General features: G+C 63.5%; 25 protein-coding genes. 8 read left to right on the forward strand and 17 right to left on the reverse strand.

Features of this window, described 5'->3' with window-relative positions; all coding sequences use genetic code 11:
* Positions 1 to 32: 32 nt before the first annotated feature.
* From U5A58_RS24765 to U5A58_RS24775, 3 genes are read left to right on the forward strand one after another with little or no spacing between them, the layout of a single operon-like run.
* On the forward strand, positions 33 to 749 hold the full coding sequence (locus U5A58_RS24765; RefSeq protein ID WP_321963441.1) for a cell division protein FtsQ: 717 nt from the start codon (positions 33 to 35) through the stop codon (positions 747 to 749).
* A gap of 4 nt (positions 750 to 753) precedes the next feature.
* Positions 754 to 2,163 (forward strand): MBOAT family protein, encoded by a 1,410-nt coding sequence (locus U5A58_RS24770; RefSeq protein WP_321963442.1) that lies wholly within the window; start codon positions 754 to 756, stop codon positions 2,161 to 2,163.
* A gap of 4 nt (positions 2,164 to 2,167) precedes the next feature.
* Entirely contained in the window at positions 2,168 to 3,334 is a 1,167-nt protein-coding gene (locus U5A58_RS24775) for an alginate O-acetyltransferase AlgX-related protein (protein WP_321963443.1), read from the forward strand.
* Between the two features lie 253 nt (positions 3,335 to 3,587).
* On the opposite strand, the gene U5A58_RS24780 is transcribed toward U5A58_RS24775, so the two are convergent.
* Together U5A58_RS24780 and U5A58_RS24785 are read right to left on the reverse strand one after the other, a co-directional pair.
* Positions 3,588 to 3,965, reverse strand: coding sequence for a hypothetical protein (locus U5A58_RS24780; RefSeq protein ID WP_321963444.1), 378 nt, complete (start codon positions 3,963 to 3,965; stop codon positions 3,588 to 3,590).
* Between the two features lie 131 nt (positions 3,966 to 4,096).
* A complete protein-coding gene (locus U5A58_RS24785) occupies positions 4,097 to 4,558 on the reverse strand; it encodes a hypothetical protein (RefSeq protein WP_321963445.1) in 462 nt (153 codons plus the stop codon).
* Positions 4,559 to 4,803: 245 nt separating this feature from the next.
* On the opposite strand from U5A58_RS24785, the gene U5A58_RS24790 reads away from it, so the two are divergent.
* A complete protein-coding gene (locus U5A58_RS24790) occupies positions 4,804 to 5,580 on the forward strand; it encodes an enoyl-CoA hydratase-related protein (RefSeq protein WP_321963446.1) in 777 nt (258 codons plus the stop codon).
* A gap of 30 nt (positions 5,581 to 5,610) precedes the next feature.
* On the opposite strand, the gene U5A58_RS24795 is transcribed toward U5A58_RS24790, so the two are convergent.
* The 5 genes from U5A58_RS24795 to U5A58_RS24815 all read right to left on the reverse strand — a co-directional run bounded on the left by U5A58_RS24795 (position 5,611) and on the right by U5A58_RS24815 (position 9,365).
* Positions 5,611 to 6,045, reverse strand: a complete 435-nt coding sequence (locus tag U5A58_RS24795) for a MarR family winged helix-turn-helix transcriptional regulator (protein WP_321963570.1) — start codon at positions 6,043 to 6,045, stop codon at positions 5,611 to 5,613.
* Positions 6,046 to 6,142: 97 nt separating this feature from the next.
* A complete protein-coding gene (locus tag U5A58_RS24800) occupies positions 6,143 to 7,405 on the reverse strand; it encodes a patatin-like phospholipase family protein (protein WP_321963447.1) in 1,263 nt (420 codons plus the stop codon).
* A 26-nt stretch (positions 7,406 to 7,431) separates the two neighbouring features.
* The gene (locus U5A58_RS24805) at positions 7,432 to 8,214 is read right to left on the reverse strand and encodes a 3-hydroxybutyrate dehydrogenase (protein ID WP_321963448.1); all 783 of its coding nucleotides are present in this window, start codon (positions 8,212 to 8,214) and stop codon (positions 7,432 to 7,434) included.
* A gap of 34 nt (positions 8,215 to 8,248) precedes the next feature.
* Complete coding sequence (locus tag U5A58_RS24810; protein WP_321963449.1) at positions 8,249 to 9,058, reverse strand: acetoacetate decarboxylase; 810 nt, start codon at positions 9,056 to 9,058, stop codon at positions 8,249 to 8,251.
* Complete coding sequence (locus U5A58_RS24815; RefSeq protein WP_321963450.1) at positions 9,033 to 9,365, reverse strand: hypothetical protein; 333 nt, start codon at positions 9,363 to 9,365, stop codon at positions 9,033 to 9,035. The genes U5A58_RS24810 and U5A58_RS24815 overlap by 26 nt, the downstream gene beginning before the upstream one ends.
* A gap of 142 nt (positions 9,366 to 9,507) precedes the next feature.
* Here U5A58_RS24815 and U5A58_RS24820 point away from each other — a divergent pair, with 142 nt between their 5' ends.
* Together U5A58_RS24820 and U5A58_RS24825 are read left to right on the forward strand one after the other, a co-directional pair.
* A complete protein-coding gene (locus U5A58_RS24820; RefSeq protein WP_321935908.1) occupies positions 9,508 to 10,818 on the forward strand; it encodes an MFS transporter in 1,311 nt (436 codons plus the stop codon).
* A gap of 192 nt (positions 10,819 to 11,010) precedes the next feature.
* Positions 11,011 to 13,023, forward strand: a complete 2,013-nt coding sequence (locus U5A58_RS24825) for a hybrid sensor histidine kinase/response regulator (protein WP_321963451.1) — start codon at positions 11,011 to 11,013, stop codon at positions 13,021 to 13,023.
* Here the strand turns inward: U5A58_RS24825 and U5A58_RS24830 are convergent.
* Complete coding sequence (locus U5A58_RS24830; RefSeq protein WP_321963452.1) at positions 13,020 to 13,715, reverse strand: response regulator transcription factor; 696 nt, start codon at positions 13,713 to 13,715, stop codon at positions 13,020 to 13,022. The two genes, U5A58_RS24825 and U5A58_RS24830, sit on opposite strands and share 4 nt — an antisense overlap.
* 195 nt (positions 13,716 to 13,910) lie before the next feature.
* Here U5A58_RS24830 and U5A58_RS24835 point away from each other — a divergent pair, with 195 nt between their 5' ends.
* Both U5A58_RS24835 and U5A58_RS24840 read left to right on the forward strand, forming a co-directional pair.
* A complete protein-coding gene (locus U5A58_RS24835; RefSeq protein WP_321935905.1) occupies positions 13,911 to 14,357 on the forward strand; it encodes a hypothetical protein in 447 nt (148 codons plus the stop codon).
* Between the two features lie 52 nt (positions 14,358 to 14,409).
* Entirely contained in the window at positions 14,410 to 14,775 is a 366-nt protein-coding gene (locus U5A58_RS24840) for a hypothetical protein (RefSeq protein ID WP_321963453.1), read from the forward strand.
* Between the two features lie 291 nt (positions 14,776 to 15,066).
* Here U5A58_RS24840 and U5A58_RS24845 read toward each other — a convergent pair whose 3' ends face one another.
* From U5A58_RS24845 to U5A58_RS24885, 9 genes are all read right to left on the reverse strand, one after another.
* The gene (locus U5A58_RS24845) at positions 15,067 to 15,978 is read right to left on the reverse strand and encodes a LysR family transcriptional regulator (protein WP_321963454.1); all 912 of its coding nucleotides are present in this window, start codon (positions 15,976 to 15,978) and stop codon (positions 15,067 to 15,069) included.
* Between the two features lie 60 nt (positions 15,979 to 16,038).
* On the reverse strand, positions 16,039 to 16,827 hold the full coding sequence (locus tag U5A58_RS24850; RefSeq protein WP_321963455.1) for an enoyl-CoA hydratase/isomerase family protein: 789 nt from the start codon (positions 16,825 to 16,827) through the stop codon (positions 16,039 to 16,041).
* Between the two features lie 30 nt (positions 16,828 to 16,857).
* Positions 16,858 to 17,751, reverse strand: coding sequence for an alpha/beta hydrolase (locus tag U5A58_RS24855; protein ID WP_321963456.1), 894 nt, complete (start codon positions 17,749 to 17,751; stop codon positions 16,858 to 16,860).
* A 41-nt stretch (positions 17,752 to 17,792) separates the two neighbouring features.
* Positions 17,793 to 18,974 (reverse strand): alpha/beta hydrolase, encoded by a 1,182-nt coding sequence (locus U5A58_RS24860; protein WP_321963457.1) that lies wholly within the window; start codon positions 18,972 to 18,974, stop codon positions 17,793 to 17,795.
* A 29-nt stretch (positions 18,975 to 19,003) separates the two neighbouring features.
* Complete coding sequence (locus tag U5A58_RS24865; RefSeq protein ID WP_321963458.1) at positions 19,004 to 19,711, reverse strand: flavin reductase family protein; 708 nt, start codon at positions 19,709 to 19,711, stop codon at positions 19,004 to 19,006.
* A 36-nt stretch (positions 19,712 to 19,747) separates the two neighbouring features.
* A complete protein-coding gene (locus U5A58_RS24870) occupies positions 19,748 to 20,200 on the reverse strand; it encodes a MaoC family dehydratase (protein WP_321963459.1) in 453 nt (150 codons plus the stop codon).
* Between the two features lie 171 nt (positions 20,201 to 20,371).
* Positions 20,372 to 21,319 carry a D-2-hydroxyacid dehydrogenase family protein gene (locus U5A58_RS24875; RefSeq protein ID WP_321963460.1) on the reverse strand — a complete coding sequence of 316 codons (948 nt, stop codon included), beginning with the start codon at positions 21,317 to 21,319 and terminating at the stop codon, positions 20,372 to 20,374.
* A 110-nt stretch (positions 21,320 to 21,429) separates the two neighbouring features.
* The gene (locus tag U5A58_RS24880) at positions 21,430 to 22,152 is read right to left on the reverse strand and encodes a hypothetical protein (protein WP_321963461.1); all 723 of its coding nucleotides are present in this window, start codon (positions 22,150 to 22,152) and stop codon (positions 21,430 to 21,432) included.
* A gap of 35 nt (positions 22,153 to 22,187) precedes the next feature.
* Entirely contained in the window at positions 22,188 to 22,592 is a 405-nt protein-coding gene (locus U5A58_RS24885; RefSeq protein ID WP_321963462.1) for a nuclear transport factor 2 family protein, read from the reverse strand.
* Positions 22,593 to 22,594 lie beyond the last annotated feature (2 nt).

The raw sequence follows: 22,594 nt of genomic DNA on the forward strand, positions 1-22,594 counted from the left end.
CCGCCTCGCGACATCGAAAGAGTGGAAGAACAATGAAAAAAGTCCTTTTCCAGCCGCTGCGCTTCGTTTTTCGCGGCCTCGCGCTGGCCGGCCTCGCGCTGGCCGCGCAGTCCATCATTGAACCGGCCATGGCCGCCGATATCCCGCTGTACCCAACCGGGCCCGCGGAGGATGCGTCGTTCGTGCGTTTCGTCGACGGCGGATCGCAGCCGGTGGACGTGAGCTCGGCAGGCTCGAAAGCCCGCCTGACACTCAATGCCGCGAGCCCGGCCAGCCACTTTTTCCCGATCGCCGCGGGCAAGCCGGTGGCCGGAACGCTGACGGCGGGCGGCGCCCACCAGGACGTGAGCGCAACCGTGCAGCCCGGCGAGTTCGTCAGCATCGTGGCGCTCGACGGCACGCAGAAAGGCGCGCGCTCGCAGGTCGTGACGGTGCGCGAAAAACCGGACGACTTCAACGCGCTCAAGGCCTCGGTGGGCTTTTACAACCTCGATGCGCGCTGCGCCACACCCACGCTGAAGGTGCCTGGCCGCGACATCGTGCTGCTCGACGGCGTGGCCGCAGGGCAGGGCAAGCGCCGCCAGGTCAACCCGGTCGCGCTGTCGGTGCAACTGGCGTGCGGCGGCCAGCCGGTGGGCCAGCCGCTGAGTCTGGGCACGCTCGTGGCGGGACAGCGCTATACGGTGTTCCTCGTACCGGCCGGGGCGCAGTCGCGCATCTTCTTCGCGAACGACGCGGTGAGCCGCTGAGCGCATGGTCTTCGCGTCCCTCGAATTCCTGACGCTGTTTCTGCCGGCTTTTCTCGCGATCTACGTCATATCGCCCGCACGCTGGCGCAACGCGGTGCTGCTCTTTTGCAGCTGGTTCTTCTACGCCTGGTGGAGCCCGGTGTTTCTGCTGCTGTTCATTGCGCTGACCTTCTGCGGCTGGCTCGGCGGCGTGGTGATCGACAGGGCGCCGAGCCCGCGTGCGCGCGGTGGCTGGCTCGCGGTCTTCATCGTCGTGAATGTCGCGATCCTGTGCTGGTACAAGTACGCCAACATCGTGGTCGATAGCCTAGACAGCGTGCTGGCGGCGGGCCACGCGGGACCGATTCCCTGGCAGCACGTCGTGTTGCCCATCGGGCTGTCGTTTATCGTGCTGCAGTCCGTTTCGTATCTGATCGACGTGCAGCGCGGCACGGTGCCGGCGGACCGCAGCGTGATCCGCTACGGCGCCTATCAGGGAATGTTCGTACACCTGATCGCCGGGCCGATCATTCGCTACGCCTGGGTCAAGCGCGAGCTGGTGTCGCGCACGGTCGACTGGGACGCTTTCGCGGCCGGCGCGCGGCGGCTCATGGTGGGGATGAGCATGAAGGTGCTGGTGGCCGACACGCTTTCGCCCATCGTCGATGCGGTCTTCGCCATGCACGCGCCCACGCTGGCGGACGCGTGGCTTGGCTGCGGCTTCTACACGCTGCAACTGTTCTTCGATTTCGCGGGCTATAGCGCGATGGCCATCGGGTTGGGGCAGATGCTGGGCTTTCGCTTTCCCGAGAACTTCAACCATCCGTACCTCGCGAGCAGCATTCAGGACTTCTGGCGCCGCTGGCACCTGTCGCTGTCGAGCTGGATTCGCGACTATCTGTACATCCCGCTAGGCGGCAATCGCGACGGCGAATGGCAAACCTGCCGCAACCTGTTGCTGACCATGGCCATCGCGGGCCTATGGCACGGCGGCGATAGCTGGAACTTCCTGCTGTGGGGCGTCGCGCATGGTGTGGCGCTGACCGTGGCGCGCCTGTGGCGCCGCGCCGGCATGGCCGCCGTGCCGCTCTGGCTGTCGCACGTGCTGACGATGCTGTTCGTCATGCTGGCCTGGACGTTGTTCCGCGCGGTGGGCTTTCACGCGGCGCTCGCCATGTACCGAGGCCAATTCGGCCTGAACGGCATTGGCCTGAGCGACGCGACGCTCGTGCTGTTGCGGCCAGTGCATGTGCTGGCCGCTGCGCTCGGCATTGTCTGCGTGCTGCTGCCGATCTGGCAATCGCGCTGGGACCGCATGGCCGATACGTCGCTGGGAAGGCTGTGGCAAGCCGGGTGGCCGCTCGCGGGCTTTCTGCTGTCGTTCGGGTTGATCGTCGCGCGTGGCGCGGTGCCTTTTCTTTACTTCCAGTTCTGACGCCATGGACGATCCCAAGCCGCTACCGCAATTGCCTGCTACGCGCGCCGGCAAGGTCGTTGCCGTCATTCTGATGGTGTTTCTGTTCGCGGGCCTGTGCTTCAATATCCGCTTCGCCGCGACGACGGCATCGCTGTTGCCTCACGCGCTCACGCGTGCAGGCCTGCTGGACGGCGCCGTATCGAAAGAAGTCGCCGGCCGCATGGCCGATACGCCGATCGCGGCCGACGCCGCACGCATGCAGCGCGCGCTGGGCTGGCTCACTGTGGGCGATCTGGGCCCGCGCGTGCGGCAGGGCTGTCCCGGCTGGCTATTCCTGCGCGACGAACTCAACGTGTACGCCGACGGCGAGCACCATCTCGCGGCGCGCGCCGCTACGGTTGCCGCCGTACAGCGCGAACTGGCGCGCCACGGTATTGCGCTGGTCGTCGCGGTGGTGCCCGACAAGTCGCGCATCGAAGCCCAACATCTGTGCGGGCTGTATCGGCCTGCATCGCTGGGAGCGCGGCTTTCTGACTGGACATCGCGTCTGGCCGCCGAAGGCGTGCCGGTGGTCGACCTCGCTTCAGCGCTGCGCAGCGTGCCGGGCGACGCGTTCTTCCGGACCGACACCCACTGGACCCAGGACGGCGCGGGCGCTGCGGCGCAGGCGCTCGCGCAGCATATACGGGCGATGGGCGAGCCGCTGGGTTCAGGCGTTTCGAGCCAGCCCGGCTACCGTGTCGCCGGCAAGCCGGCCGCCCGTCGGCCCGGCGATCTCGTACGACTGGCCGGGCTCGATGCGTTGCCGGTGTCGTGGCAACCGAGAGCGGAGATCGTGGCCGGCCGCGATTACCTTCACGTAGCCCAGGCGGCTGCGTCGGCGGACGATCTGTTCGGCGATGCCGACCTGCCGGCCATCGCGGTGATCGGCACATCGTATTCGACGACGTCCGATTTCGTGCCCCAACTGGCGTTGGCGTTAGGCAAGGGTGTGGGGAACTTCGCGCGCGAGGGCGGCAAGTTCGGCGGCTCGGCGCGCGCTTATTTCACTAGCGCCGCGTATGCGCAGACGCCGCCCAAACTGATCGTTTGGGAACTGGACGAACGGGATTTGCAGGCGCCGCTCGAAGCGGAAGATGATGTTGTCGTGCCGAAATCCGGAGCGGTGGGTACGGTGGCTTCGCGTTGAGGCTTTCACGGCCAGGTGCAGTTGGCGCCAGTGGCCGTTGAGCTTGATGTAGGTTTCGTCCTTCAGCTTTTGCCGGCCGGGCGCTTGCGCTGCCGAGTGAACGCTTCCAACACCGGCAGCCGTTTCAGCGCCAACCCATGGGCCGTCGAATGGTCCACTGACAGCACACGTTCCGACGCCTGTCGATGCACTGCGCCAACAATCACATGCCGTTGGAGTGGCAGTGTGCCTGGAGGCGTCGGGCGGCGCGCTTCTAAGCTTTCAGCAGCTCCGCGGCAAAAGAATTGGCATGCGCTACGGCCTTTTGCGCGTCAGGAAATACGCCGAGCTGTTCCCAGCGCTCTTCGACCGCGTAGGTACCTTTTTTCGCGAGCGCGCGCTGCACGCGCAATTGCGCCGCGTAGCGGCCATCTTCCAATGGCTGAGCGCTCGCAATGATCTTGTGCGGAGGGCTGGATCGTTCTGGCTGAACCAACTCGACAGGCCCCTCGGGCGCGCCGATATCCTTCAACTCGTTCCTGGCGTGGCAGTCCGGGCAGTAGAAGCACCACCCCGCGTCCTCGTGACTGGCTCTGACCTGCCCGCGAGCCAGCACGGCACGGCATTCAACGTTTTCGCAGATGAACGGCATCGCAGTCTCCGGAGTTGTTTGGAGAAAAGCCTAGCACGTCCTTCGTTGACCAACCATTGGCAATGTTGCCGTGCCCGACGCTCGGGAAAACCCTCGGCCGCACGCGGGCGAAACAGCTCAGGTACGGTCCGTCAGGCTGCACTCGCGACGCTCCACGTCGCCCGATGGCAGTTCCCGGAGAAACTGACCTCTGCGCCGAACGGCAGCGCGCAGTCCTGGGTGTAGAAAAAGAACCACGCTCCCTCGCGGTCAAAATACGCCCGGAAACAGGGCGAATCGTCACGCACTCCCGGCGCGTCTGAACAGCGAAACCAGTAGGTGATTCCATTCAGGACACCGTGGGAAAAGCGGTGTGAAGGGACTTCATCGCAGGCCGGAGATTCGAAGGCAAGGGCGCGGCTCACTCTTCCACCAGGCAGGAGTACGGTCACTTCGCCGGCCACGCGATCCTCGCAGATGCGGGTCGTGCTATTCGGAGCCGGATCGATGGCGTCGCCACCCGTGCCAGGACACTGAATCAGGGAGCGAACGTGCGCGAGGTGGAAAGACGGCGAAGCCTTCGATCCGGGGCGAAAGGGCTTGATGTTGTCCACGTTGCGGCTCCTGTGCAATGGGTTTCTCGGGGGCAACTGGAGCATAGGATTTCACCGGCTGGAGGCCTGCGACCAGGCGGCGCGCATTGAGGCTCCACTCTAATTCTTGACAGGGTGGCCGCCCGTCAATGACATGAGATTGATATGTCTACTAACGTTTTGCGCGCGGCTAAAGACTCACAGGTTTACTTTGCATGCGAACTATCGATATAATTCGCATGCAAAGTAAATTCATGGAGAGCACGATGACTGCGGAAATTCATGTCGATCAAGCCGACGGTATTCTGACGATTACGCTTGCCCGGCCGGACAAGAAGAATGCGCTGACGAATGTGATGTACGGCACGTTGGCGGACATTATCGAGAACGCCGAGCACGACAGCACGATCCGTGTATTGCTGCTGCAAGGGGACGGAGACATGTTTACCGCGGGCAACGATGTGGGCGAGTTCGCCGCAATCGCAGCGGGAAAGGGGCCGGCTGAGCGACACGTACATCGCTTTTTGCATGCATTGGCGAAGTCGAGCGTGCCCGTCATCGCGGCAGTACAGGGCAAGGCCGTCGGCATTGGCACCACCATGCTGCTGCACTGCGACTACGTGCTGCTCGCACCCGACGCGGAGCTGATCACCCCATTCGTCAATCTCGCCCTCGTTCCCGAGGCGGCGTCCAGCTGGCTACTGCCGCTGCGCATTGGCCACGTCAGGGCCTTCGAGATGTTTGCGCTGGGCGAACCGCTCGACGCGCCATCTGCTGTCGCGTTGGGCATCGCGAACAAGGTCTGTGCGCAGGGGCAGCTACGGGATGACGCGCGCAGGATGGCAGAAAGAATCGCCGCAAAGCCGGCCGGCTCGCTGAGCGCCATGAAAAATCTCATGCGCGACGCCGAGGCGCTGGTTGTGCAGATGGATAGTGAGAGCGCGAAGTTCCAGGAACGGCTGGCTAGTGCCGAGGCAAGGGAGGCATTCGCGGCCTTTGCCGAAAAACGCAAGCCGGACTTCTCCAAGGTTGCGCAGCACTAGTCAATGCCTGGCTGGCGGCTGCGGATCGGGTTACGCGTCGCCGTCTTCGTCGAGCGGAAACCGGGTCTGCAGGCTGGTCAGCCACCGCGCCACGATGTCAATTTCCGCTTCCGTAAAGCCTTCGGTCAATTTCGCGTTCAAGTCTTTCATGCGAAGCTTTGAGCGCTGGCGTGCGGTGCGTCCGGCCTCCGTGAGCCACAGGCGCGACACCCGGCCATCGTTCTCGTCGGCACAGCGTTCGATCAAGCCGGCTTTTTCTGTGCGGTCAGCGAGACCGCTCATTCCTGGTGCGCCCAGATCCAGCGCGGCAGCGGCCTCGCTCATCAGCGCGCCGTTGCGCTCACCCAGAAAGAACAGCAGCCCCGCTTGCGCGGCTGTCACGCCGCCACCGGCGGCGCGTGCTTGCGACCAACGTTGCAGTCGACGCTGTCCGACATTCAATAGATAGACGAGGCGGTGCTTCATTTCGCGGCAGATAAGGTTGAGCGATTTAGTTCGCGCGCGAATGATATCACGCGCGAGGGTCGGCATCTTCCTCTGTGACTTCCCTGCCTTCTGCTGCCTACGCGACCTTGCGAGTCAAATCCACTTGCCCCGAAGCGCCGGCGCTCAGCTCGGCGCGGTCCGACTCAGGCACCTCGCCCGCGCGCCGATGGATGTCGTGCGTGACGAAGCCTTGCTCGCGGCTCGGTATCGCGAACCAGTCCGGATGCGCGAACGAGGCGCGAATGTCTTCTACGCCGCTCGACCAGTGCTCTTTCATCGTGTCGGCACTGAATTCGTAGTCCTTGTAATGCCCTTCGTAAGGCTTGTTCTTGTAGATCAGGTGGACCACGTTGATCGACGAACCGTCGGCTACCTTTTCGGCGAGCCGGAAGAGGGGATCGCTGCTGCGCGCCTCGGCGGGCACGTGCTCGAGCAGTTCCTTGATAAAACGCGCGTGCTTTTGCCGATCGGCAAGCATGTTGGTGATGGCGCGCGTGCGGCTCGAGTATTGAATGTCCTTGGCTCGCTCGGCCACGTCCATGAAATCGGCGGGCACAGTGCCGCTCGCGCTCCAGAGATCGACCTGGAAGACGAGCGTGTCCTTATGGTCCGCGTCACGCAGCACTTCCGTGAGCGGGGTGTTCGACACGAGGCCACCGTCCCAGTAATATTCGCCGTCGATTTCCACGGCCGGAAAGCCCGGAGGCAGCGCGCCGGATGCCATGAAGTGCTCGGGCTCGAGGCGCATTTTCGCGTTGTCGAAATACACGAGATTGCCGCTGCGCACGTTCACGGCACCCACCGACACCCGGATTGGGCCATCGTTGATACGGTCGAAATCGGCGAAACGTTGCAGCGTCGACTTCAACGCGGCGGTGTCGTAGTAGCTCACCGCGTTTGGCGTTGCCTTGTGCCAGCCCGCGATGGGCAGCGGGCGGCGCGGTGCGAAAAAGCCAGGCTGGCCCTCCGTGATCGCACGGCCTGCGGCCCACATGCTAGCCCAGCGGCGCGCCAGTTCCTGATGGCTGAACATCGGCATGGCGAGGGCGCTGAGGTTGCCGAGCCAGTCGATCGGATGGCAGATCGACTCCCAGAAGCCACGCAACGCTTCTACGCGCTGCGCAGGCTCATTGCCCGCGATGATCGCGGTATTGAGCGCGCCGATCGACACGCCCGCGATGCGATGCGGCTCGACGCCAGCCTGCGCGAGCCCTTCGAACACGCCGGCCTGATACGACCCGAGCGCGCCGCCGCCCTGCAAAACAAGGGCGATTTCGTCGTAGCGCGGCAGCTCAAACGGCTTGCGCTCCGTGCGTGCGGTTAGTGTGCTGCTGCGCATACGTTCTCCCTTCGTTCGTTTTTCGCTTAGTGCATCGACCAGCCGTGCGTGACGAGGACCGACTGGCCCGTCAACGCCGCGGACCCAAAGCTCGCGAGGAACGCGACCGTGTTGGCCACGTCGTCGAGCGAGGTGAACTCGCCGTCCACGGTGTCCTTGAGCATCACGTTCTTCACGACGTCGGCTTCCGAAATACCGAGCGCCCTGGCCTGCTCGGGAATCTGCTTGTCGACGAGCGGCGTGCGCACGAAGCCCGGGCACACGACGTTGGCGCGCACGCCGCGCGGGCCGCCTTCCTTCGCCACTACGCGCGCCAGGCCGAGCAGACCGTGTTTCGCGGTCACATACGCCGCCTTGAGCTTCGACGCCTCGTGCGAATGCACCGAGCCCATGTAGACGATCGAGCCGCCCTTGCCGCTCGCGTACATATGCTTGAGCGCGGCCTTGGTCGTGAGAAACGCGCCGTCGAGATGGATCGCGAGCATCTTCTTCCAGTCGGCAAACGCAAACTCGTCGACGGGGCTGATGATCTGGATGCCCGCGTTCGACACGAGCACGTCGATCCCACCGAAGACTTTCGCCGCTTCTTCGATGCCGGCGTTCACGGCTTCCTCGTTGGTCACATCCATCGCCACGGCAAGCGCCTTGCCGCCTGCGGCCACGATGCTGTCCGCCACCTTGCCGGCGTTGGCGAGATTGAGGTCGGCAATCACGACCGCCGCGCCCTGGCTCGCAAACGTGCGTGCGCAATGTTCGCCAATGCCGCTCGCGGCGCCCGTGATGACTGCCACCTTATCTTTCAAAGACATACGTATTCCTTACTAAATGAAATAGATAAAAAGATCAGGCGATCTCGGTTTCGGCTTCGTCCAAGGCGGCGCCGCGGCTCGCGCCGTGCTTGGATGTGTCGGCGAGATAGTCGAAGGCGACTTCGCCGATGTCGAGCGTGAGGTCCGCAATGACGTGGCGGGCGCCCACCACGCGGCGCACGGGCAGATCGGCGACGGGCGCAAGCGCGTGCGGATGCAATTCGATGGCGGCGGGGCCGCTCCACGCGCCGCGCACAGTCACGTCGCGCAGGTAGAAGCGCACGAGTTCGCAAATGCGCGCTGTGCCGTCCACGTGCGGAATGATCTTGAGCAGATAGTTGGGGGTGTCGGCGAGCTTGCGGCGCTCGTCTTCGCTATTGAGCACATGATGCTTGTAGCCCATCGTGCCGGTCGCGATGCGCTGCGTGCCGTAATCGAGCGTGCCGAGCAGCGTGTCGTTGCCGTCGACCGCGAGCACGGGGCGTGCAAGCTTCTTTGGGAAGCCCCAGATTTCACGTCCGCCGGCAATTGGGCCTTCGTCGTCGAGATACATCGAATGCGTGTAATTCGCGAGACGGCCTTGCGGATCGCGCACGGAGATCACCTGGCCGCTTTCGGTGTAGTCGCCGAAACCCGACGAGTCGGGCATGCGGATGAATTCGTAGTGGACGAGATTGTTTTCGGGCTTCAACGGCTCCGGCACGATGGCGCGCAGCGCATCGGGATCGGTTTCGTAGGTAATGATGAAATATTCGCGATTGACGAAGCGAAACGGCGGCCGCGGATACGCGGGGTTGTGCATCGGCATTGCGAAAGCATCACGGCGGATTCTTGCCAGATCCATACTGTTCTCCAGGCCAGGTTGCGTGAAAACGTCGCAACAGATGGTAAGGGGAAACCATGACACAATCGCATTTATGGCGATAAAACACCGTTTCGATTTCGTTAAATAAAAAGGAAATTGAAAGTTTATTGGCCATAACGCGGATATTTTCAGGCAATGGTTTCGGCCTCGTATTGAACAATTTCCGGCGCTTAATCAGCGCATTACGTTTATCTGCGTGAAAACGTATGAGGAATGCCGCGCTCAAAACACGAAATAGATTAATGCGTGGATCGGGAAGGGCGGCCAGCCCCCTTGCATCGTGCACGAACGCCTCGCCGCGCCCCGTCCCGCAACACAGGTGATGTTGTAATACATCTTTCGGGTTGTCTGGCGTAACATAGGGTCGCTTCCTGCGGGGAAGGCGGCGGGACAGGCCCGCCGGTAGCGAGAATAGTTACGGAGACACTATGCAGCCCGACGTGGCGCCTTCACGGCGCGTCAAGACCATTCAGCGTCAAACCCTCATCCTGTTGGTCATTTGTGTATCGATCAGCACCATCGACCGCGCCGCGCTTGCGGTGGCCAATCCCCTTGTCCGGCATGACCTCGGCCTTTCCGTTTCGGAAATGGGGCTGCTGCTGTCCGCGTTTCTGTGGGCCTACGCCGTCGCCCAGCTGCCCATCGGGCCGCTGATCGACCGGTTCGGTCCGCGCCGTGTGCTCACCGCCGGCATTGCCGTCTGGTCCACGGCACAAATGCTGTGCGGCGCGGCTACGGGCACCCTCGCGTTCGCCGGCTCGCGCGCGCTGCTCGGCGTGGGGGAGGCACCGCAGTTTCCGACCGCCGCGTGCGCGGCGAGAGACTGGTTCGCCGTGCGCGATCGCGGCCGCGCCACCGGCTGGTTCATGTGCGCGAGCTATCTCGGCACCGGCATTGCCGCGCCGCTCATCACGGGGCTCATGCTGACGTTCGGCTGGCGCTGGATGTTCGTCATCATGGGCGTGCTCGGACTGATCGTCGCGCTCGTTTGGGGGCTCAAATACCGCAGCCCGCACGAAGTCGCGCTCGGTGAAGACGAGCGAGCCTATTTCGGCACGCCCGCCCATGGCGGCGCGCGCGCTCAGCAGGTGAGCCTGCGGCAGTGGGCGAGCCTTTTCCGGTCCGGCACCACCTGGGGCATGCTTGCCGGCTACTTCGGCATCATCTACGTGAACTGGCTCTTCAATACGTGGCTGCCCGGCTATCTGCACATGCAGCGGCACATGAGCCTCGTGCAAGTGGGCTGGATGGCGGCCATTCCGTATTCGTGCGCGGTAGTGGGCGCGATCACGGCGGGCTATCTCGTCGACTGGCTTTCGAAGCGCGGCGCGAGCCTGACCACGAGCCGCAAGGCGCCCGCGTGCGTGTTCCTCGTCGTGCAGACGCTGCTCGTGATTTGTGCGGTGTCGAGCACGAGCAACGCGGTCGCGATTGCGTGCCTTTCGGGCGCCATGTTCTGCGGAACGGCCGCCACGACGATCGCATGGGCGATGGTCAGCGTGTTTGCGCCCGCGGCCTATACGGGTTCGCTCGGCTCGCTGCAGAACTTCGGCGGCTACCTGGGCGGCGCCTGCGCGCCGATCGTGACGGGTCTCATCGTTCAGAAGACCGGTTCGTTCGATCTTGCGCTTTACATTGGCGCGGGAATGTCGCTGCTGGCGGCACTCGCCTATGTGGCGCTCGTACGCGGCAAGATCGCTGTTGCGCAGGAGGAGGAGGCACCGGCGCTCGTCGGTTGATCACAAACGAGCAACGGCATGCGCGGCCTGCCGCCCAAATTCATTGCGCATGAAAGCGGGTTCGCAGGCCAGGGCTGCAACGTGACACTTTACGAGTGAGCAAGATAGTGGCGGACTAGAATGGATTGGCACGCCTAAGCACAAGACGTGCTTCCTGTTTCGCGAGGCCTGCGAGCATACCGGCGAGATGCGATGAGCATATTCAGGTTTCAATCGGCGACGGACTCGGCATTTCTCAAACGATCGCATGCGCCCAGCGCGATTCGCGCATGGCTGATCGACATGCTTTGCTGGCCAGCCCGATTCCAGGATCCGCAGGTCGAGCGGGAATTCACGGAGGACTACGGCCGGCGTTTTGCCGACTTCCGCCGCGCGGCGTTAGTGCTCGGCACGCTGATCTGGGTGTGTTTCGGCTTTTGGGAAATCAGTCTCGCGCAGACCAGCGCGGTGTTCCGGCCGTACTTTCCAGAGGTGTTCGCGTTCCGTTGCGCGGGGGCATTGGGCGCGACCGTCGGCATTGTGCTTGCCTTCAGACTCGAATTTCATCGCGACAAGGTTGCGCACTGGATCCTGCTTTCGGGGCTGGCGTTCATGTGCTTCTGCCTGTTGATGCAAACGGTGCTCGCGCCACGTCCGTTCAATTTCACCCATTTCTTCGTCGGCTTTTATCTCATTCTCTTTTATCTGTTTGGCTTTCTTCGCTTGCGGGCCAAGGCGACTTTCATACTCACCGTGTGCGTGATAACCGTGATCGTGGCGGCGCAATTGCTCACTCAGGCGGTCGAGCCCGATAACTTCGCGGCGGGCATGTTCTACCTGTTGAACGTCGCCCTTTTGGGCCATAGCGTCAACGTGAACGCCGAGCGGCATGTGCGCGACCGCTATGTCGCCGTCCAGGCGCTTGCCCATAGCAACGACGCGTTGCAAAGTGCCAATGCCGAACTCGCGCAAAAGCACCAGGATCTCGAGCGCGCGCGTCGCGACCAGCAAACCAAGTCGGAAGCCCTGATCGCGTTGCGCGAGCAGCAGCGCGAAGCCGCCGAGCAGGCGAGCCGGGCGAAATCGCGCTTCATGGCGGCAGCCGCGCACGACCTGCGCCAGCCCATGCACGCGCTCAACCTTTTTCTTGCCGCGGCTGACGAAGCGCTGGACGCGCGCGATATCGAAGCATCGAGCAAGCTGATCGGCGAGGCGCGCAAGGCTTCCGTGTTGTCGGCGCGTTTGTTCAACGCGGTGCTCGACCTGTCGAAGCTCGAATCGGGCCATGTCGACCCGGTCTATACGAGCGTCGACTTAAGCCGCGTAATCGCGGAGACGGTTGAGCAGCTCGCGTCGTTTGCGGCGAGCCGCGGCGTGACGCTGCGCTATGCAAGGGCGCTGCAAAAACCGGCATGGGTGCGCACCGACCCCGACTGGATTCCCCGTGTGTTGAGCAATCTCATTGCGAACGGCATCAAATACTCGGATCCATCGAAAGCGGGGCGCTCCACGGTGCTAGTGGGATTGGTGCGTATGCCTAATTATGTTCGCCTCGACGTGCTCGACAACGGCATTGGCATTGCGCCCGAGCATTGGGACACGATCTTCCAGCCGTTCGTGCAACTCGGCAATCCGGAGCGGGACCGCGAGAAAGGACTTGGACTCGGTTTGTCGATCGTGAATGCGGTGGTGTCCCTGCTCGAGGGGCACCGTCTCGAACTGAAATCGATCGAGGGACACGGATCGCGCTTCTCGGTTCGCTTGCCGGTGGCGGATCAATTTGCGCTCCAGGATGCCACGCTGCCGCCGGCCGATACGGTAGCGTCGCAGTCACCGTCGTCGCTGCGCGGTCTCTATGTGTTGCTGGTGGAAGACGACAGCCTGGTGCGCGCGTCGATGGAAGCGCTATTTGCGCGGTGGGGGGTGCTGTCCGATTCGGTGCGCTCCGCCGCCGAACTCAACGAACTGCTGCAGTCGATCGAACGCGTGCCGGACCTGGTGATCAGCGACTACCGGTTGCCGGAGATGTCGACCGCACACGACGTCATTCGTCTGCTTGGCGAGCACGTTGCGCGGCCCGTGCCGTGCCTCGTGGTGACGGGCGAAGCCGTGGCCAGCACGCAGGGCGTGTTGCCGGAGCGCTGCGTGCTCAGCAAGCCGTTGTCGCCCGACCTGCTGATTGCGCGCATGCTCGAATTGACGGAGGCATCGGCCCGGGCGAGTTAGACCGCCTGGGCATGCGCCACGGTGGGAATCTCAATGCCCCGGCGCGCCATTTCGACGATGAGGAACGTACGCCGCGATACGTTGAAGCGGCTCAGCAGATCGCTGATGTATTCCTTTGCGGTGTTCTCCGAGATATTCATCTTGCGCGCGATGGCCTTGTTCGACATGCCCTGCAAAAGAAAACCCAAGGTTTGCGCGAGGCGCGGCGGCAGGTTCAATGAGTCGATCGGCACGCCCTTGCTCGGGCCCGGGGACTGCGGGGTATGCCCGCCTTTGCCGAGCACGCTGTTGGGCAGATAAACGCGTCCGTTCAGGATCGTCTGCAGGGCTTCCCGGAACACTGCGCCGCCTTCCTCGCTGGCCTTCGAAATGAAGCCGCCAGCGCCATTCTTGATGCAGTCCAGCACGGTTTCGCGGTCGTCCTGCGCGGACAGCATCACTACATGGGCAGCCCGCTCGTTGTCCTGCAGCCAGCGCAGCAGGTCGAGCCCGGTGTGATTGTTGCCGATCTGGTAGTCGAGAAAAACGAGGTCGTAAGCCTTGTTCTGGAGCCGCTCGACGGCGGCGTCGTACGAGCCCGCCTCGTCGATATCGAGCGTCGGCTCCGAAGTCAGAATCAGGCTCTTCATCGCGATACGCGTCAGGCCTTCGTCTTCTACGAGCAGTACGTGGCGGAAATACAGGTTGTCCATCGGGCGCCTCTCTAGTCGCGACCACTGTACCCGTAATTCATCTGGTTGCGATCCCCCCATAGCGGGGGACGCTTCCGGGGCCACCTTCTGGAGGCGTATTTCCCCCGCTATGGCCGGTTTTTCCAGCGTCCCGAAACGAGCACGATGGCGTCAATGCAGTTCGGACGTGCAGTTCAGACGACTAGGGACACCACCATGCATACGCCGCATGCCGACTTCAAAAGCCTGCTGAATATTTTCCGCTTCGCGTCGGACGACGAAACCCGTGCACGCCAGTGCAAGCCGGAGCCGGAGGCGGAACCGGCAACGCAGCCTGACGCCACGATCCTGGCGGAGCTTCTGCGGGCAAGGGCGCTGATGGTTCGCATCGAGTCGAGCGGCGTGAAATTCCCGGACCAGATCTACGACGTATTCGTCCAGGCCTTGAGCGCCTACGACCAGAAGTGCTGGACGGAGCAGATCGACCGGAGCTTCTGCATCACGCTGAGTCTGCTGGAGTCGATTGCGCGGCACCGGCGTGGGGCCGCAGCGAAGCGCGCCGTATGCACGGATGTGACCCTGGTGAATCACGACAACCGTGGCCAGACCGTCATCATCAGCGAGCGGCGCGACGGGCTCAATGGGCTCGATGGTAATTGGTGAACGATCAACGCATGGGCCGACTGAACCGCCTGGCTGACGAGGAGATCGTGCGATGCAAGACCATTCCATCGAGTACGACGCCTTTGATGAAAGGCGCCTGCAATCCCTGCTCGCGCAGGAACGCGAAAGCCAGGCGGGAGGCCGGCGGGCAGGGCGCGACAAAGCGATTGAAACAAAGACAGAGACAGAGCGGCGGCCTCACAGTCCCTACACTGTCCACACTCTCGACACCGCGATTGCTCACCTCGAAAGCGCCATTGGCGCAGATAAAGCGATGGAGATTTTCGGTGCGGGCTATTGGCACGCTCGCGTGCTCGAACTCCGGTCCACACCCGGCATTCTGTACGTTCAGGAGCGTCGGCTGAAGTGTTTGCTGGATCGGTTCGCGGTCATGTCCGGGGGGCAGGCAATGGGCTGAATAATGTTGGAATCAGAAAAACGGGGGCATAGCAAAGCAATACGGGAAGCGTGAGAGACCACCAAAAAAATCAACGAAAAGAACCATCCATTCGCACTAGCGGGAACGCGATGCTGGCATCGGACACAGTAACGCTCGGGGTTCCGTTGTCCGCCGTTCAGGCAAGGAGATTGCAAGAACAACCGCCGCCCTTGAAGACCCAGCAATAACTACAGGGTTGTTGGCGTTCGCCGTGCGGCACGCGTATCGCGCCGCACGGCATTTATTTTTTTCGAGCGTGACGCCTGAATCTCATCGGCGTCGCAGAAGCTCATTGTGTTCGAACAGCTCGACGAGCCAGTCGATAAATACGCGGACCTTCGCGCTCAGATAGCGGTTGGGCGGATAGATCACGTGCACGGGGTAGGTGGGCTGCGACCAGTCCTCGAGCAGCGGCACGAGCTTTCCCGCGGCAATGGCGTCGCGCACCGAATAGGCGGGTGCCTGGATAATGCCGAGGCTCGCGAGGCCGGCTGCCAGATAAGTATTCGTATCGTTGACGATGAGCCGGTGAGTGAGCGGCAGACCTTCTTTTCGATCGTCGTACAAAAACGGGAACGACGCGGGGTAGCCTGCGCCCGAGGGGATCATGCCGATGGTCGGAAAGTCGCTCAACTGGTCCGGCGAGGTGGGCGTGCCATGCGCGTCGAGCAGCGCCGGTGTCGCGCATGTGGTGAAGCCGAACGCACCGATCTGCCGGGCAACGAGAAACGGTTCGTCGACCTTGCCGGCGCGGATCGCGCAGTGGAAGCCCTCGGCAATCAGGTCGGCGCGCTCATTGCCCACCTCCAGTTCGATCTGGACGTCCGGATAGGTGCGGTAGAAGTCATCGAGCGCCGGCGCGAGCACCAGTGTGCCGATCGCCGTCGCCGCGTCGACACGGATCTTGCCCGAGGGCTTGGTCCGCGCATGGGTCGTCGACGATTCGATGTCCGCGAGGTCGGCGAGCAAACGCACGACACGGTCGTAGTAGAGCGCGCCTTCCGGCGTGACCGTCACCGAGCGCGTGGTGCGATGCAGCAGGCGCACCTTCAGGTCTTCTTCGAGCTTCTGGATGAGCCGCGTCAACGACGCGTTCGGCATGTCGAGCGTCTCGGCCGCTTTCGTGAACGTACCGGCCTCGACCACGCGCACGAAAGCGTTCATCGCTGCGATGCGGTCCATGACAGGCGTCTCCGTTCGAAGGGACGCCGTCATTAGACCGCACAATCGCGACACCTGCTTTCAGATGCCCTTGAAGTCCATCACCGGGCGTGGGCGGCCCGCCTTCAGCGCGTCGACGGCGGAGCGCAGCCCGCGTTGCACGTCGTCGGTTTCGAACAGCGGCATCGCAATGTCGAGCATCGCTTCGTCCGCCGCCGCGACGCCGCCAACGGCCCATGCGCGCAGCAGCGCCTTGTGCGCGGCATAGGCACGCGTGGGGCCGCTCGCGAGCTTGCGCGCGAACTGGGTCGCTTCATCCAGCAGTGCCGTGTCGGCTACCACGCGGTTCACGATGCCGAATCGCTCCATCGTGGCGGCAGGCACTTTCTCCGACGTGAGCGCCCATTCGGAAGCGCGCGAGCGCCCCGCGCGTTCCGCGACGCGGTAGATGCCGCCGAGCACGGTGACGATACCCAGTGTCTGCTCGGGATGGCCAAAGGTCGCCGATTCGGCCGCAAAGATCACATCCGCCCGCAGCGCGAGTTCGAAGCCGCCGCCGAAGCACAGACCCTGCACCGCGGCGACCACCGGCAGCGGCAGGTGCTCGAAGCGATTGAACACGGACAGGTATCGCCCGAAACGCGCGCGCAGTTCGCGCACACTCGCATCGGGCCAGGTCATGATGTCGCCGCCGAACGAGAAGTTTTCGCCAACGCTGCGCACGAGCACGGCGCGAGCTTCGCTGCTCTCGATTGCGGTGACGGCCGCGTCGAGTTCGTCGATCATCAGGTCGTCGATGCGATTTTGCGGAGGGCGGTCGATGACGATCGTCGCGAGCGCGCCGTCGAAGCTGACAGTCAGGTGAGCCATGAGGTGATCCTTGAAACGTGAGTGCGGAGATTAGCCGAGGTGCTGCTTGAACCACTCGAGCGCGGCGCTGCTGGAAATCTGAAACTGCGACAGATACGGATCGAAGTGACCGCCTTCGATCGTCACGAGCCGCTTGGGCTGAAGCGCGCGTTCGTAGGCAGTCAATTCGAGGTCCGTCAACGTGATCGCGTCGCGCGTGGCGACCACCATCAGCAACGGAGTCGGCGATACACGCGCAATCCACTGGCCCGGCTCGTACATGCGCGCCGCGCGCGTCGAGCGCACCGTCACGTTGTTTTCCCAGACGCCTTCCGGCAGCGACTGCAGATAGAAGTCGATCGCGTCTTTTGCACGATACGACGCGGCGACCGCGGGATCGGCACTGACGATTGCCTGGCGACGCGGCGCCTCGCCGCGCAGTTGCGCGCGGTCGTCGTCGGCGAAGGCTTCTTCGATGGCCGCGACGTTCTCCGGCGCAATGCGGCGCAGCCCCTGTTCGTAGCCGCTGATCGTCGGCACCTGGGCGACGACGCAGCGCAGGCGCCGCTCGGTTGCGCCCAGCACGATGGCGTGGCCGCCCGCATAGCTCGTCCCCCACAGGCCGATGCGCGCCGGATCGACGACGTCGAGGCTTTCGAGGTAGCTGATCGCGCGCCGCCAGTCCGCGATCTGACGCCACGGGTCGATGTCGTGGCGCGGCGTACCCTCGCTTGCGCCGAAGCCGCGGTGGTCGTGCAGCAGCACGACGAAGCCCGCTTCGGCGAAGGCGCGCGCGAACGGCTCGAGCCCGTGCTGCTTCACGCCGGCGTATCCGTGCGCCATCGTGATGGCGGGGCGCCTTCCTTCGCCGGGCGGCGTGAAGAGCCAGCCGCGCAGCTTGACGCCGCCGTCCACTTCGAATTCAACATCGCTACGTTGCACCATTTCACACTCCTGGAATCGGGATGATTGCGCGTGGATACCACTCACGCGCCGGGATAAAAGAGGCTCGCGTCCACCTTGCCTTGCAGGCGGCGGCCGAGTTCGGCGGAGAATTTCAGCGCGCCGCCGAGCGGCCGATGATGGATCGCCACGTGGACGATCTTGCCCGCCTCGTTCTTCGTGAGCACCGTGACGCCGCGCATGCGCTCGCCGCCGAACGCCTGGACCTCCCACTCGAGGTATTCGCGCAGCCCGCTGTGTGCCTCATGCGTGAACGAGAGCGCCTCGTAGATCTTGCTCGCGGTGGTCATCACGGTCTTGACCTGTTCGATGCCGACAGCCGGCTTCGCGAGCACGCTGGCTTCGAGCACGACGTTCGATGCGAATGCGTCCGCAAAGGCATCCGCGGACTTTTGCTCGAAGGCCCGGGTCCATCCTTGTGGGGCGACAGGGGTGTCCTGCGAGTGCGCGGCATTGGGCGCGTGTTCGATATCGGCGAGAAACGACTCGACGACCTGTGCAACGGCTGCTGGCCGCTCGACGTGCGGCCAGTGGCCAGCGTGCTCGATCGACGCGATGGAAGGCGCCTTGAAGCGCGGCATCACGCCCGAGGAAAGCATGGCGAAGTCGACGAAGCTGTCGCCGTCGCCGCGGATAATGAGGACCGGGCCGCGATACCGGGAGGGTTCTGCGCCGGATGCATGGCCCGCGTTCCAGAGGTCGGCAAAAATCCCGACCGCCGGGGCGGCCACGCGGTCGCCGAGCTGGCCGAGGCGTTCGAGCCGCGTGTCATCGAGACTCACCGAGACATTGCGTCGTAGCTCGCGTTGCGCCGCCGGATTGCCGCCGATCGCATGGAACGCACTGACGGCTTCCTTGGGCAGTCTCGCGCCGCCCAGCGGCACCGGCGTCAACAGCACGAGACCGTGGACCTGGTGATCCAGCCGTTGTGCGACGAGTTCGGCAATCTGCGCTCCCATGCTATGGCCGACGAGCACGACCGGTCGCGACAGCGCGCGAACCTGCGTTGTGATGTCTGCTGCGAAGCGGTCGAGGCTGAACGGGCCGGGGTCGTCGGCGCGCGCGCCCATGCCGGGCAGATCGATGCACAGTGCGCCGGCCGCGCGCTGGCCGAGGTGCCGCGCGACGTCTTCCCAGATCCGGGCGCCGTCGAGGAACCCGTGGACGAATACGAGCGCGGGCTGGGTCGAATGAGTCGGATGCATGTTCGTTTCTCTCGCTGGCGGTTCGAAGATCAGCGTGTCGCGCCGGATGCGGACCAGTTCGCGGCATCGACAGGCGAGTAGTTGTCGTCAAAGTCGTCGAGCCGGCCAATGCGCTTGTTCTGCAGGCGCGCGAGCACCTCCGGGGCGAGCGGCGTCGTGAACGCGCTCTGTACCACCGTGTATTCGGCAGCCAGGCGGCCAACGGCCTGCAGGGCGCCGGTGTCGATACGGCCACGTTCGAGGTAGAGGTCGTCGCGGATCTGGAAACGGAGCACTTCACCGAATATCACGTGGTCGTATTCGCTGATCTGGATGATCCGGTCGAGCTTGCATTCGAGTGCGATCGGCGCGGCCTTCACGCGGGGCGGGCGCACCGTCAGCGAATCGGCCTTCTCGAGTCCGAGTGCGTCGAATTCATCGATATCGGAAGGAAATTCGTATGCACTACGATGCATTGCATCCGCAAGCTCGAGATTGGCGATATTGACGACGAACTCGCCGGTGTCGCGGATATTGACGAAGGTGTCCTTCAACGTCACGCCGTCGGAGCGGGGCTGCATCGAAATGGAAATCATCGGCGGCTTGCGGCCCACGGCGGTGAAGAACGAAATGGGCGCGAGGTTGGCGACGCCGTCCGTGGAAAGTGTGCTGACCCAGGCGATGGCGCGCGGCAGGATCGAGCCGATCAGCAGCTTGTAGTTCGCAGCGGCGTCCTGAGTGGTGGGGTCGATGATCATGAAGAGTGTCCTTGAAACGGTGTCAGGTGCGCAGCGTTATGCGGGGCGGCGTGCGACGATCAGTTTGGCCGTCATGTTCTGCACGACCTGGTCTTGCTGATTGAGCGTTCTGGAACGCAGCACGAGGGTGCCGAGATCGGTGCGCGAGCGCGAAGGAATCAGCTCCATCACTTCGCTTTCGACATGCAGCACGTCGCCCGCGCGCGTCGGCAGCTTCCACTCGATCTCGCAGCCGGCGCCGAGCACACCGTTGGCCAGCTTCGGACCGTCGTCGACGAGCAGACGCATCGTCATTGCCGCCGTATGCCAGCCGCTCGCCGCGAGTGAGCCGAACATCGTGTTGCGGGCCGCTTCATCTTCGAGATGGAACGGCTGCGGATCGAACTCCGCGGCGAAGCGTTTGATGTCGGCTGAACCGACTTCATGCGTGCCTGTGGTGAAGGTGTCGCCGACCTTGAGGTCGTCGAAGTAGCGCGTTTCCTGACTCATGAACGTGTCCTTTTCAGGGAGCGGGCGGCAAGCTGGCCGGTCGTGCCGGCTTGCTTGCCCGCGGAACCTGAAGCTACTGTAGGCAACGTCCGGGGAGGGAGAAAGAGGGGTGCGCTGAAAGCGGCATTCCAATCCGGTCAATAATCGGCGCGAATGCCGCCTGGCGGGCTGTCAGGCCTGGTCGAGCCACGCGACGATGTTGCGTACGGTATCGCCGTAGAAGGTCTGGTACATCTCGCGCGTCACGTAGCCGATATGCGGCGTGACGAGCACGTTCTCCGTTCTGCGCAACGGGTCGTCTGGGGCCAGCGGTTCCGTGTCGTACACGTCTAGGGCCGCGCCTGCGATCTTTGCGCTTTTTACCGCCGCGAGCAGCGCTGCGATATCGACGATCGGGCCGCGCGACGTATTGACGATGCGGCTCGTGGGCTTCATGTTCGCGAGTTCCGCCGCGCCGACCAGGCCCCGCGTGCGCTCGCTCAGGCGAACGTGAATCGAGAGAAAGTCGGAGGTCGCGAACAGCGTCTCCTTGTCGACCAGTTGGACGCCTTTCGATTCCGCACGCTCGGCCGTCAGGTTCTGGCTCCAGGCAATCACGTTCATCCTGAACGCCTGGCCGATCACCCCGACCGCGGACCCGACACGGCCCAGCCCGAGCAGGCCAAGGGTCTTGCCCGATAGTTCCGTGCCGAGCATGGTCTGCCAGCCGCCCTCGCGCACGGACCGGTTCTCGACGGTCAGATTGCGGGCCATGGCCAGAATCAAGGCCCACGTGAATTCGATCGTGTGGGTGGACCAATATCCGGTGCCGGCAACCTGGATGCCGTGATCCGCCGCCGCGTCCATGTCGATCGAGGCGTTGGCCGGGCCCGTCGAGGCAATCAGCTTGAGATTGGGCAGGCGCTCGATAATCTCGCGCGTGAGCGGCGTGCGCTCGCGCATCACGCATAGCACGTCGAACGGTGTGAAGCGCTCGATGACCTGCCCGGTTTGCGCGACATGGTCGTTGAAAACGGTGATCTCCGCGCGGCCTTTCAACGGTGACCAGTCCGCCATGTCGAGCGCGACGTTCTGATAGTCGTCGAGAATGGCGATACGGGCAGGCGATGGACTGGACATGGGGGTGACCTCCTGCAGCGATGTTTCGGTTAGCTTACGGTTGACGCGCTATGCCGGTATGCCGGTATGCACGGTGCAATGGTAATCCCGAAGCGGTTTGCCGCGCTCGTTTAGCCGGAGCCGAACTCGATCGTGCGAAAGTCGATCGACACGAGCAACGGCTCGCCAACCTTGCGCCTCGCCTCGTCGTAGGCAAACACGCGCCGCGACATTGGCACCATCACGCCGTTCACCTCGCGATAGTCGGACGCATAGTTGGCGCCAGGTGCGCCGCCCATCACGTCGACGGTATAGTCGTGGCGGCGCAGCAGACCGTCCGCGCCGAAGTACGAAATCTGCTCGCGCGTGTGACTGGCAATCGAGTCTGGAAACGTGACCTTCAACCGTCGCCAGACTTCGCCGCTCTCTTCCCATTCAGGCAGCTCTTCCGTCTGGAAACCGGGGTAGGTGTAGAGAAACGGGATCGTCAGATAAGTCCAGAGCGCGTAGCCGGTAAAGTACAGCGCGTGCAGACGATCCCATGAGGTCTCCTGAGCATGACCGCGGTAACAATCTCGCGGTGCGCGCCGCTCTTCGGTGGCGTGACCCTCGAGCGACTCGATGCGCACGGCATCCGGCGTGAACGCGCCTTGCCAGCCGGATTGCGGCGACATGATCGAGACGTGCTGCCGTGCAAGGCTCGCCACCAGTGCGATATTGCGGAACATGTCCGGCTGGCCTTTGAGCTGCCATACGGCGCCGCCAATATCGAGGGTGGCCGAAGCGGTGCGCAGCGTCTTCCACTTTTCGATTCCTCCGTGTGCCTCTACGGCGCGTTCGAGCAAAGTACTCATTGTCTATTCCTTGGCTGCAGCGGTTGCCACGAGCGTTATTGCTCGCCCGGGAATGCGTTGCCGAACATCGGGTAGCCGCCGGCGGACTCGCTGCGCTTCGGCTCGTCCTGCAGCACGTCCCAATGCTCGACGAGCTTGCCATTCTCGATGCGCAGGATATCCACGGCGATCAGGGCGGCAGGCGTGGCAGAACTGGTGTAGCGGCTGTGCACCCAGACGAAGTCGTCTTTGGCGATCACCATGTCGTACTCGAATCGAATATCGCCCATCGAACGCACGAGGCCGAAGAGCCCGTCGCGTCCGGCGGGAACGTGCCGGCTGTGCTGCACATAGGCAGCGGACCAGAACTGCGCGGCCTTCTCGTAGTCCTTCTTGTTGAACAGCGTTTCGAGCGCTTCGAGCACGAACGCCGTGTTTTTCGCTTCAGTTGCGGTGGTCATGG

The organism is Paraburkholderia sp. J7, from assembly GCF_905220155.1.
Lineage (GTDB): Bacteria > Pseudomonadota > Gammaproteobacteria > Burkholderiales > Burkholderiaceae > Paraburkholderia.